Annotated in this window: 12 protein-coding genes; 6 read left to right on the plus strand and 6 right to left on the minus strand. The window is 52.1% G+C overall.

The genetic code is table 11. From position 1 onward, the window contains the following. The first annotated feature begins 670 nt into the window (after nt 1-670). A complete protein-coding gene (locus tag C7C56_RS06745) occupies nt 671-1597 on the plus strand; it encodes a tyrosine-type recombinase/integrase (RefSeq protein ID WP_229458248.1) in 927 nt (308 codons plus the stop codon). 493 nt (nt 1598-2090) lie between these two features. Here C7C56_RS06745 and C7C56_RS06750 read toward each other — a convergent pair whose 3' ends face one another. From C7C56_RS06750 to C7C56_RS06765, 4 genes are read right to left on the minus strand one after another with little or no spacing between them, the layout of a single operon-like run. Beyond that, the gene (locus C7C56_RS06750; protein WP_106756694.1) at nt 2091-2492 is read right to left on the minus strand and encodes a ubiquitination-like system serine protease family protein; all 402 of its coding nucleotides are present in this window, start codon (nt 2490-2492) and stop codon (nt 2091-2093) included. Beyond that, nucleotides 2489-3676: a ThiF family adenylyltransferase gene (locus tag C7C56_RS06755; protein WP_106756695.1), complete on the minus strand. Its 1188-nt coding sequence runs from the start codon at nt 3674-3676 to the stop codon at nt 2489-2491. Before C7C56_RS06755 ends, C7C56_RS06750 begins: the two co-directional genes overlap by 4 nt. Further along, nucleotides 3636-3875, minus strand: coding sequence for a multiubiquitin domain-containing protein (locus C7C56_RS06760; RefSeq protein WP_106756696.1), 240 nt, complete (start codon nt 3873-3875; stop codon nt 3636-3638). The genes C7C56_RS06755 and C7C56_RS06760 overlap by 41 nt, the downstream gene beginning before the upstream one ends. 55 nt (nt 3876-3930) lie before the next feature. Further along, nucleotides 3931-4152 carry a DUF2188 domain-containing protein gene (locus C7C56_RS06765; protein WP_106756697.1) on the minus strand — a complete coding sequence of 74 codons (222 nt, stop codon included), beginning with the start codon at nt 4150-4152 and terminating at the stop codon, nt 3931-3933. A gap of 205 nt (nt 4153-4357) precedes the next feature. Between C7C56_RS06765 and C7C56_RS06770 the strand changes: the two genes are divergently transcribed. From C7C56_RS06770 to C7C56_RS28640, 3 genes are all read left to right on the plus strand, one after another. Continuing rightward, on the plus strand, nt 4358-4693 hold the full coding sequence (locus C7C56_RS06770; protein WP_106756698.1) for a helix-turn-helix domain-containing protein: 336 nt from the start codon (nt 4358-4360) through the stop codon (nt 4691-4693). Between the two features lie 23 nt (nt 4694-4716). Beyond that, nucleotides 4717-5613 carry an ImmA/IrrE family metallo-endopeptidase gene (locus C7C56_RS06775; RefSeq protein WP_229458250.1) on the plus strand — a complete coding sequence of 299 codons (897 nt, stop codon included), beginning with the start codon at nt 4717-4719 and terminating at the stop codon, nt 5611-5613. Between the two features lie 109 nt (nt 5614-5722). Then, complete coding sequence (locus C7C56_RS28640) at nt 5723-5974, plus strand: hypothetical protein (RefSeq protein ID WP_181373050.1); 252 nt, start codon at nt 5723-5725, stop codon at nt 5972-5974. Here C7C56_RS28640 and C7C56_RS06785 read toward each other — a convergent pair whose 3' ends face one another. Beyond that, nucleotides 5975-6835, minus strand: coding sequence for a competence protein CoiA family protein (locus C7C56_RS06785; protein ID WP_106756700.1), 861 nt, complete (start codon nt 6833-6835; stop codon nt 5975-5977). Nucleotides 6836-6921: 86 nt separating this feature from the next. On the opposite strand from C7C56_RS06785, the gene C7C56_RS27970 reads away from it, so the two are divergent. Then, nucleotides 6922-7950: a hypothetical protein gene (locus C7C56_RS27970; RefSeq protein WP_146204318.1), complete on the plus strand. Its 1029-nt coding sequence runs from the start codon at nt 6922-6924 to the stop codon at nt 7948-7950. A 32-nt stretch (nt 7951-7982) separates the two neighbouring features. Beyond that, nucleotides 7983-8828 carry a tetratricopeptide repeat protein gene (locus C7C56_RS06790; RefSeq protein WP_109246558.1) on the plus strand — a complete coding sequence of 282 codons (846 nt, stop codon included), beginning with the start codon at nt 7983-7985 and terminating at the stop codon, nt 8826-8828. On the opposite strand, the gene C7C56_RS27975 is transcribed toward C7C56_RS06790, so the two are convergent. Beyond that, complete coding sequence (locus tag C7C56_RS27975; protein WP_146204319.1) at nt 8825-9439, minus strand: hypothetical protein; 615 nt, start codon at nt 9437-9439, stop codon at nt 8825-8827. The two genes, C7C56_RS06790 and C7C56_RS27975, sit on opposite strands and share 4 nt — an antisense overlap. Between the last annotated feature and the right edge of the window lie 367 nt (nt 9440-9806).

The raw sequence follows: 9806 nt of genomic DNA on the forward strand, positions 1-9806 counted from the left end.
GCAATCGCCCTGTGCTTACCACGTGGTTAAAGAGTACAATATGGATGAATTGGATGATCCTGGAAAGCGTCGCGTGCGGCATTTTCCAGAGTGGTCGAGTGGCTGAAGGCGCCCGCCTGATAAGCGGGTGAACGGTGGAAGCCGTTTCGCGGGTTCGAATCCCGTCTCTTCTTAAAGGGGTCTCCATGTGTTTCCTGCCAAGGGAATACATGGAGACCCCTTTTAAGATTGTAGTTGCTATTGATAAAATACGTTATCAATAGTAAATTGACGTCAATAAACCCGACTGATCTTCGCATCGCAAAAATCAGTCCGAGCTGACTACCTGGCTGGGACGACTGGCGGGACGCTTAGAAGAAAGGCAAGAATTTCGCCAAGGCAACAGCGGCACCAACAAACTTGACGATGCTCGTCAGAAAGTTGAATACGCGGGTCGCTTTGACGATTTTGGCTTTGTTCATCTAAAACTCCAGACGTAAAAAAGCCCGCTCGGGGCGGGCAACAAAAAAGCCGCTCGGAGGCGGCTTTGGTTTCACTGGGCGAACGAAACCACCCAGTGCTTGCAGCTTAACACAACAAGACCTGACGGTCGAAATCGCACTAGCTAACAGACTCATACTAACATAAGGCAATGATGGCAAATGTCACGCTGGTGGCGCAAACCGGATCCATGCTTACAGCCGCCGAGTTTCACCAGCTGGCCGACGTGCCGCCGGCGATGACCTGGTTCGCCAACATCGACAACCCGCAAACGCGCCGCGCCTACCGGAACGACCTGGCCGAGTTCATGGCGTTCGCCGGCATCACACTCCCGGACCAGTTCCGGATCGTCACCAGGGCCCACGTGCTGGCCTGGCGCCTCAGCCTCGAGACGCGGGCCCTGTCGGGGGCCACGATCCGGCGCAAGCTGGCGGCGCTGTCCTCCCTGTTCGAATACCTGTGCGAGTCCAACGCCGTCGCCGGCAACCCGGTCAAGGGTGTCAAGCGGCCGAAGACCGAAAGCCAGGAGGGCAAGACGCCGGCGATAGGCGACCACCAGGCGCGCTCACTGCTCAACGCGCCCGACGGATCCACCCTGCGCGGCAAGCGCGACCGTGCCATCCTGTCGACCCTGCTGTACCACGGCCTGCGCCGCGCCGAACTTTGCGCGCTGACCGTCGGCGACATCCAGCAGCGCCGCGGCGTCATGCATCTGCGCGTCCACGGCAAGGGCGGCAAACTGCGCTATGTTCCCCTGCATCCAGGCACCGCCGAATCGATCGACGCCTACCTTCAGGCCGCCGGCCACGCGACCGAGATCCCGGGCGGGTTGTTCCGGCCGATGAAAAACAACAGACCGGACGACAGCAGCGCATCCATCACCGCCGACGGGGTGTACAAGATGCTGGCCGGTTACGCGGCCTCGATCAAAATGGATGTAGCAGGCTTCGGGCCCCACTCGTTGCGCGCGACTGCCGCCACCAACGCGCTCGATCACAATGCCGACATCGCAAAAGTCCAAGAGTGGCTGGGTCACGCGAACATTGCCACGACGCGCATTTATGACCGGCGCAGCACGCGCCCCGAGGACAGCCCAACCTTTAAGGTCGCCTATTAGGATAAAAAGCTAAATATCCCACGGGATTTCATAGACGCCCATCGACCCAGCGCCGCAGCTGTGGGCGGAACCGCACCCGGTACCGCCGTGAAACTTTCGGCGTGCTGGGCCGAACGGCTCCGGTCGCCGCTGGCCAGCAGCTCGGCCAACGCCTCACCACACAACGCTAGGCGGGGGCTATTACAGCCTGCCGGTGGATGCCTCGAGCAGGGTCCTGATGGATGACGGATACGTTGAATGACGGATACGTTGAGGCGGCATCCCTCCTCGATGCAGCGTCGCCGCACTGGCTGCACCATACCTTCGCAAAGGCTGCCTTGTTGAATGGCAGTCAATGCGCGAGGTGGCCGGGCTGCTCGGCCACTCCAGTTTCGATACAACGATGATCGATAACGATCAGGACGCACTCGATCTCGTGCATGCATTAGAGCGCGCACGGCTCCGGAGACAGTCGCCGTCGAGCAGGCTGCCCCCTAACTCAACGACCCTCACGTCAGTTAAACCAGGATGCAATCCAGTCGACAAAGCGCCGCATCGACGAGCGTTTAGCCGTCTGCTTCCTATCCTGTTCAACATGTCGACGCACCTGCGATTGCATCACATTGTCAACCATCTTTTTTGACCACTGCTGGGCCCATTCGACTTCCCCACATCGGACAAAAAAGTGCGACAAGCAGGGAGCATCTGAGACCAATATGGACGGCGTGATTGTGGGAAGCCCTTCTTCGACTATGAGCTGATGCTGATCCAACAGGTTAAGCATCACGCGATGACCACATCCGCACGCGCAGGCCATGGCGGCCATTTCGAAACGTCGGCTGTAGTAAAACTCAAAGGCGCCCACCTGAGACGGAAGCCTTTCGCTTTCGATGATGCGATACACTTGGCCGCTCATACGACAGTATCCAACGCCATGCCAGCGACATCGAACACTGCGGCATGCGACTCGTTAAGGCGGTCAAAGAATCCCATGTGCTGTTTGAACCTTATTACTGCCATCGCGGCGTTGAGCGCGTTGAGTTCGGCAATTTGTGGCTGATTCCTATATTCGCGATCTTCGGCATTTTGTGCGGGCATATATGGAGTTCCATTAAGTTTGTCAAAGTCGCCGACCGCACCTCCAGCGATACGAACAAATCCGTAAAGGCCATTTCTGCCTTGATTCAAGCCCATGCCTACGTCTACGAACGGACGCGCAGCGTCATGGCAGGCTTGAGCAATCATTTGTCGAGATGGCGCATCGTCAACGCACACGAAGACGAAGTCGAACCCAGCAAGACAGGCTATATTATTTCTATCGACGCGTTTTAATTGCGGCTTGATGCCGCCATGGAATTCGGCGTAGGCCTCACCTAACGCTATCACTTTGGGCGTGCCCAAGTGCTTCTCGCCATAAACACCAGGAAGCCTGAACAACGTGTGGACATGAACGATATCGTCGTCGAAGAGATGAATTTCTTCTAAGTGGGTTTTAGCAAGATAGTCCAGAACGTAGGCCCCGGTACCACCGCATCCAATTATCGCCACCTTCTGTCCACGTAGCCTGTGTGACAGCCCTACCATCCCTTCGCGCGCGGAGAGCGTGTCAGGGAACCGTAATGGGCTCGGCGCCGCTTCAACGTGTTTTTTCAAAGCAGCGCGTGGCGTCACGCCCGGGTACTTATGGACCGCCGGAGCGGAGATTAATGCGAGATATTGGTAAATTTTTTCCTCGATGGACTCGTACTGGCGCCCACCCTCTGGCTTGTTCGAAAGCATCCTGTTGCCGACAATTTCATCCGACACGAAGCGCACCTCTTCGGCAGTACCAGCACTGATTTTATTACCGTCAATATTACAGGGCACCTCCCCGGCAAAGTAAAGTTTATGATCCGATGGGCGATCAATTAAGTTGCCCTCGCGCAGATCCAAGGGCGAGATCATGTCGAGATACATTAAATCACCAGCGGCGTTCAAGTAGGGCACGCCGAAAATGACGAGATGTGCGTTGACGAACCCTACCGCATAGCCCTGTTTGACAAGCTCGTCGATAAAGGGATTACGACTCGCCAGTACCTGTAATTCGGAAGTCCATGTCATTTTTCACCATCACTTCGCCGCTAGGGGGCAGCGTACCAGTCGGTTTATCGGAACTGCCTTTGTAGTACTTAACGATGTAATTCGACCCCGTCGCTCCAGGGAAAGCCATCGCAATCAACGTCGCGTACGAAATCTTCTCGTGGGGCACCTCGTGCTCTATCGTGTTCACGAAAATCGTGTCGGTGTTCTTGCTTGCCATAAGTTCCTCTACTCTCTTTATAAAAGGAGGCGCCACGCGTAGCGCCTACCGTCCGTTAGCCCTTTGGCGGATGCGGGTCGTTGCCGTAACTGTTGCGTTCGCGGATGCGACCGTTTTCCCCGTGAATCAAAACTTCGGACCGTTGATTCGATGCGATTTCGCGTGCTGCGCGCTCCGCCTCGGCCTGAGTACGGTGATGCGATGTATCGCGTTGATTGCCGGCACCACGAACAGCCCAGCCGTCCTCGCGGGGTACTACGTGTTGATTCTTGCTCATTGCAGACCTGCCTTTCTTCCGAATGTAACGATAAGCCCGAAAAACAGGCCCCAAGTGACACGATGAATGCGCACAAACTTGTTCGATATATCGAGTCATTGCCAATGTAACCGAACAGTTTCGTTCAGTCAAGTGTTATATTTTTACCCGGAATAATGGTATATTTCATGCCCCACCACCTCATTCACCTTGTATAGGAGGCCTCGTGCCAACAGCTTTGGGCACTAAAATACGAAACCTGCGAAAGGATAGGGGACTCAGTCTGGACCTGTTAGCGACCCGAGCAGAGATCAGCAAAAGTTATTTATGGGAGCTCGAAAATCGCGACGCGGCTAACCCCACGATGGACAAGCTCGCCAAAATTGCGGCTCAGCTAGAAGTCACAACCGAGTATTTGTTGGATGGTGGCAACACAAATCCGACGGATGACGTCGTTGATCGGGCCTTTTTTAGAAAGTACCAAGAACAGTCACCTGAGACGAAGAGAAAAATTCAGGACATCTTGAAGATAATTCAGTCTTCCGAGGCGAAAAAGGAATGACGCCAATCCCCCCAAAAAGCCCCATGGCCGAAGCAAATCGACTCTCGAAATTGCTGAGCTTGAGCTTGGGCGCGGATCGATTCCCTGTAGATGTTGCGCAGCTCGCGCTGGACTATGCGCAGCAGTTTGGCCACGACGATGGCATAACGAACGTGGTCGGTGCCGATTTGCCGGGTTTTGAGGGGGCGCTATATCGAATTGAACAAGATACGAAGCCAGGTTGGGCACTGCTCTACAACTCGGCTATCCCTGTGCCAGGGCGCATTCGCTTTACGATCGCACACGAGCTTGGCCATTACATCCTGCACAGAAGCGGGCGCATGAAGTTCGAATGCAGCCAGGCTGATATGCTTCAATGGGAATCGAAGGAAAAGCAGATCGAGTCCGAGGCGGACTCGTTTGCCTCGTACTTGCTGATGCCGCTTGACGACTTTCGACGTCAAATTCGAGGTGAGGTCACTGGTCTTGAGCTCATAGAGAATTGCTCCATCAGATATGGTGTTTCACTAACGGCGGCGATATTGAAGTGGTTGGAATTTACGCACCAACGAGCGGTCCTGGTGATGTCGCGTGACGGTTATGTCTTGTGGTCGAAATCAAGCGAGTCTGCGCGGAAATCCGGAGCGTTCATCCGCACTCGAGGTCACGTCGCGGAAGTTCCGCCGGACTCAGCATCTGCATCCGTGATCACCGCAGCTTGCGAGCGCAGCGGCATCGAACGCCCAGCAACCACTTGGTTTCCAAGCGAGGCCAAGGACCTGAGTTTAAGAGAAATACGAATCACCTCCGATCGTTACGACCAGACAATGTCGCTGTTGCTCCTACCACCTGCTGCTGACCGTTGGGAACAAACTGATAATGATACTGACAACCAGACGCTAGACGAACGAATTCAGGCGGGTCATTTCCCAAAGCGGTAACCGCTGGAGGGGGCACCGCGGCGTCGCACACCTGCGCGTCCAGGGCAAGGGCGGCAAGCTGCGCTACATCCCCCTGCATCCGGGCACCGCCGAATCGATCGACGCCTATTTGCAGGCCGCCGGCCACGCCGCCGAGGTCCCGGGCTGGCTGTTCCGACCGATGAAATACAACCGGCCCGAAGGCCGCGGCGCATCGATCACGGCCGGCGCGATCGTTACCATCAAGGCCATGCGTAGCAGCGGTGCGGGGCCGAACGGTTTCGTGGTCGACGCCACCTGCACCACCATGACCAGCACCGATGTGGCGATGGCAGGCGGCGTCAATGCCATGGTCGGCCTCAAGTTCGGGGCCTTCGACTGATCAAAGACGGGTTGCCTGAGAAGAGAGTTGCTGAAGCAGCTCTAATTTGAAATGGTCAAAGACGATCCAGTTTTTGTACTGGCTGTTCCAGTAGCCCCGATTTCGGCAGATAGGTTCCACAATTCGGCGTGCCTGGTCATCGAAACGATGAAACACCCTCACGTTCCCGAAGGGTAGTTCCTTGACCCACACCCATGTGGCTCCAATAGCAAATTTCCACTCGTGCACCTCAGACATTGGCGCAACTTCTGTTTTCAGTGCCACGGCGGAACTTTGAGGACTGTAAATCCACTGTCTCCGATTCAAGTCAAACAACACCGCATTTTCGAGATCATCCCACGTCCAAAGTTTTCCTATCTGGTCGCTCAGGTCGATCTCAATGGCCGGAAGCTTGAGGTCACGAATTTTAGCTGCCTTGAATTCGTCGACACGGTGTCGAACCGCAATCTCAATAATTAGAGGATCTGTGCTGCAGGTTGCAAAGCAGTCGGCAACAATCCAATGCTGCGTTACAGGATTGTGCAAGGTGTACTCCAGGCTTACCTGATTGAACGCGGTGATCCGTGTTTCCTCGCCCTCCGGCGCTCCAAGCACTGCCGGCAATGCGAGACGTTTATAATCAGAGACTATTTGTTTCGCGGCTAAATGGAGTGCCGTCTCTGCACATCCCGTTATATCAGTTGAGCCGTGATGTGCAAAGTGATGGGCGCGCTCATGGCCGCCATTTTTCGCGATGAGCACTGTGCGACAATTGGTGCAAATGCAGCCACACTGGGTTCCGTTTGATACGTCGTCAACATGAACAACGCGACCGTCTGAGGAGACTGCAAAGGTCATTGCAGCTTGTTGACAGGTCTTCATTTTTGCTCCAAGGTGAGTGAACATGGAGCTAACGATAGAGCCTGCGAGGGTCTTTATAACAGTCCTAGACTATCGGAAAACAGTACATGACAGTTTCAAAAATTAAAGAAATCAACGACTTACATAATGATGAGCTTTTGGCTGAGCCGACAGAACTCGTAGAATCAGCGCGTTGTCTTGAAAAATATATTGAGAGACATGGTGAGCAAAACCTGTCTTTTTACGCACTCCGAGGGCTTGCCATTCTCACAATTGAGCGGATTGAGCAGGGTAGACCTACAACCAAGTTTACTGCGCAGAATATTCTGGCTGCGGCTGAAATTTCCACTCCGGAGGGCAAAGCAGCCGGTACTCTGCTAAGTCAAGCTTGGAACAAGCTAATTGACAACATATTACCGAAGCGGAAAAAAGGAATTCAGGATTTTGCTCGCAATCTAGGTCTCAACTGCTATCCATGGCCAGTTAAGGATAAGTCGGACGGCGGTCTCCCATCAAAGTATTATTTAATAGACCGGCCTTTACCGGAAAGCGACATACAAACGATAGAGCCTGTAGTGGGCGACCAAATTGCGTATATTAGAGAATTAACGCCAGAACTTGCGTGGTGGGCTAAACCATTAATTAGAAATGGCTATCGTCTTGAAGGATGGCGTCGATGGCTATTTTTAACTTATGGAGTCGGCTTCATTCTGCTCTGCGGCATCCTGATCATGTTTTCATTGGGGTTACTTTGGAGCGAACCAACCTGGTCTTTGAGGGGCCTTTCGAGTTCGATAATATTTACGGGGCTTTTTGCTTATGCATCCTGGATGCTATTGCGCCCGTTCTTCCGGCTATTGGAGTGGCGCATCACGATGGCGCCTACTGCACTTATTGCACTAAGCGAATTTAACGTACAAATGGAAATCGTACGGGATTCGCAATTTAATGTGAGCCCGGGCACCATTCGGCTGGTCCGCTATGCGAGTACCTGCCCGCAATGCAAAGCCAAAATTGAGGTTGAGGAAGGCGGGAAGGAGTTTGCAAACCGGCTGGTTGGCCGATGCAGAGAAAACCCTGGCGAGCATATATATAGCTTTGACCGATTTACCTGCAAAGGGCGAACGCTGAGATAAGGATATAAAATTAACGGCTTAATGAAATTGATTTGGACGGAGCTATCGCCAGCGGCGATAAAAGTCTTTTAATGGGAAAGCTAGCCTTTGCGATATCCATTAAAGATATGGATTCGGATACATCGAACAAAGTTTTAGTGGTCCTAGCTAATGCCGGCATGGCCGAAGCCCACATTCAACTTTACAAGCGCTACGGAAGCGGTGATACGTTACCCAATGACTGCAAAAAAGCGCTGTTCCACTTAACGGCCGCCGCAGAACTCGGCGATTCGGATGCAATGGCGCAAGTCGCCGCAGAATATCATCAAAGAGAATGCTACATGAGGAAGGGGCCAATATTGACAAATATTGACCTCGATGAAGCGCGTAAATGGTACCGAAAGGCATCAGAATCAGGAAATGCATGGTCATCCGAAATGCTCGCTGATATGCTTATTAATGAGAGGAAGGCAAGGGACTGCTCTAGAGATGAGTTAAAAGAAATTGAAGGACTTTACATTAAAGCCGGAAAATTTTTCAAACTTGGAAATATTTATTGCACATCCACACATACGAATAACTGTTCCGTAGAGGAAATGGAAGCGGCGAGAAAGTGGTATTTAAGAGGGCGTGCATCCAAGGGTAACGATGCAGAACGTCAGGCGTGTACTGAAGTTTTACGAAGCTTGGGAGAGCCCGATCTCCACGACCGGAGGCCAGAGAATAGTCAGACGAGTCTGATAGAAATATTGCTGGCTCCCGTGGCATTACTAATATGGTCGTCGATTGGCATGGCGCTTCTTGGATTGGTTCTATCAATTAATGCTATAACTTTACCACTTATCATAATTGGGGCAATTGTCTTTGGTGTTTTTAGAGCGTTCCGAAAGAATTCCTAATTCCAGCTGACTGATAAATATTTTTTAAAAATAGTGAATATGATATCAGTATCCGCTAACGTGGAGATATCTCTAACCTCGCTAAACGCTTTGCTTAGAAACTTAGATGCTAGTGATTCGTTATTAGGTTTAATGCTTATGCATCCATAACTCTTAAGCAATGAAACATCAGACAATCTAAATTCTTTATTCTTGGCAATGTTTACTATTTTAAGGTCGCTGGTAAAAAATCTCCAGCCGGAATAATCAAAATAATTAAATTTATCTATCTGAGAAGTATATTTTTCGATTCGAGAAGTTTTTGACATTTCCGAAATCTTTGAAAACATATTCTCAATTCGCTCAACAGTCTTAAGTTTGCTGTTGCCTGCCCACGTAGGTTGCTCTGTAACCTGCAATTGCTGGCCGCTCTTAGTAACGAAGAGAATAGACACGGAGTGATCAAAATCCGAACCAACGAAGACCGTGGTTGTTTGCAAGACGCTTCTAATAATTCTCGTTTCAATGACGTCATCAAAGGCAAATTGGCGCCCTCCGTAAACGAAACCATCATCATTTACATCGAATCCAGTTTGATCCAGAGTGTGCTTTTTCTTCAGTGCTGCGACCATATCATCCTTGTAAAGTGCATTGATCTATTAATAGTGTGGGCAAGAGTCACTTGCCGTTATTTTCCCCGCGCGCCCACTCATCTGGGGATCCGCGCAAGGGAGACCCAAGGAGACCGGCGCCTCTGTATGCCATGGAACACCTGCATTCTTTGCTTGGATGACCGATAATAGCAGTTCAGCAACCGAAAATTAAGTCCAATGTCCAATTGATGATGATTTTTGACCGGACTGCGTGATAGTCGCGAGACGCTGTATCGAAACCGGAAAGTGGCTGTCATTTGCGAAGGCAACGTTACGATTTTTCTGGTGTTGGCTCAGACTTCGACTGTGCACACGCCTTCTGACATTTCGTGCAGTCGCCTTCAGA

Source organism: Massilia glaciei, assembly GCF_003011895.2.
Classification (GTDB): Bacteria; Pseudomonadota; Gammaproteobacteria; order Burkholderiales; family Burkholderiaceae_D; genus Telluria_A; species Telluria_A glaciei.

What these genes read in the sequence shown, in the direction of transcription:
- C7C56_RS06745 (WP_229458248.1), top strand. Translation starts at nt 671, where the DNA reads ATGCTTACAGCCGCCGAGTTTCACCAGCTGGCCGACGTGCCGCCGGCG.
- C7C56_RS06750 (WP_106756694.1), bottom strand. Translation starts at nt 2,492, where the DNA reads ATGAGCGGCCAAGTGTATCGCATCATCGAAAGCGAAAGGCTTCCGTCT.
- C7C56_RS06755 (WP_106756695.1), bottom strand. Translation starts at nt 3,676, where the DNA reads ATGACATGGACTTCCGAATTACAGGTACTGGCGAGTCGTAATCCCTTT.
- C7C56_RS06760 (WP_106756696.1), bottom strand. Translation starts at nt 3,875, where the DNA reads ATGGCAAGCAAGAACACCGACACGATTTTCGTGAACACGATAGAGCAC.
- C7C56_RS06765 (WP_106756697.1), bottom strand. Translation starts at nt 4,152, where the DNA reads ATGAGCAAGAATCAACACGTAGTACCCCGCGAGGACGGCTGGGCTGTT.
- C7C56_RS06775 (WP_229458250.1), top strand. Translation starts at nt 4,717, where the DNA reads ATGGCCGAAGCAAATCGACTCTCGAAATTGCTGAGCTTGAGCTTGGGC.
- C7C56_RS06785 (WP_106756700.1), bottom strand. Translation starts at nt 6,835, where the DNA reads ATGAAGACCTGTCAACAAGCTGCAATGACCTTTGCAGTCTCCTCAGAC.
- C7C56_RS27970 (WP_146204318.1), top strand. Translation starts at nt 6,922, where the DNA reads ATGACAGTTTCAAAAATTAAAGAAATCAACGACTTACATAATGATGAG.
- C7C56_RS27975 (WP_146204319.1), bottom strand. Translation starts at nt 9,439, where the DNA reads ATGGTCGCAGCACTGAAGAAAAAGCACACTCTGGATCAAACTGGATTC.